General features: G+C 47.0%; 1 pseudogene. It reads left to right on the forward strand.

Going from position 1 to position 791, the window contains the following annotated elements:
* Nucleotides 1-695 (forward strand): annotated as a pseudogene (locus D5281_RS25155) (AAA family ATPase); the annotation flags it as partial.
* Nucleotides 696-791 lie beyond the last annotated feature (96 nt).

Below are 791 nucleotides of genomic sequence, written 5' to 3' on the forward strand. Positions count from 1 at the left end.
AATATAGCGGCGAAGCTGTCTAAGGGAGAGAGTTTAGACGGAGGAATGAATTTTATAGAGCCTTTGAATGTCATCTATCAGAGTGCGGAGGACGGTCTTGCCGATGCGGTCAAGCCCCGATTGGAACAGGCAGGGGCAGATTGTGAGAAAATCTCGGTCATTGATGAAAAGATAAAATCACTTTCCATGATAGATGAACGCTTGGAAGAAGCTGTTATAAAGACAGGCGCAAAGCTGCTGATTTTAGACCCGATACAAGCCTATTTGGGCGGCGGTATGGATAATGAACAAATCCAGCAAGCTGGATTGGCGAATGAAGCAAGGGATATGACAAAGAAGTTGGCGGCACTGGCAGAGAAATACCAGTGTGCGATTGTCCTTGGAGCCGATTGGAACAATCGGCTTGGGCATAATGAACAATGCGAACAAAGTTCGCATCAGCGGCAGGAAATAAAGCGGCATACCGGGGAATGGGTTCGATTGATTTCTTTGCAGTTGCTAGAAGTGTTCTTTTAGTCGGCAGGGTAGAGAGAGAAGAAAATATAAGGGCTGTGGTGCAGATTAAAAACAACCTTGCAGCGTTCGGACACCCGAAAGCGTTTGTACTGTCAGAGGACGGTTTTCAGTGGCTAGGGGATTATGAGATTACTGCTGATGAAGTGTTAGGCGGCATTGCTCCCAAAGCCAGTCAAATAAATTTGACTCTCGCGGCAGTCGCCAAATGGATATGCAAGCATATCCGCTTGGCTCGTTGCTCGCGGAAGTAAAATGGAACAGGCGAAACGGTTACT

Origin of the sequence: Parablautia muri, assembly GCF_009917485.1 — a bacterium.
In the GTDB taxonomy this organism is placed as follows: domain Bacteria; phylum Bacillota; class Clostridia; order Lachnospirales; family Lachnospiraceae; genus Suilimivivens; species Suilimivivens muri.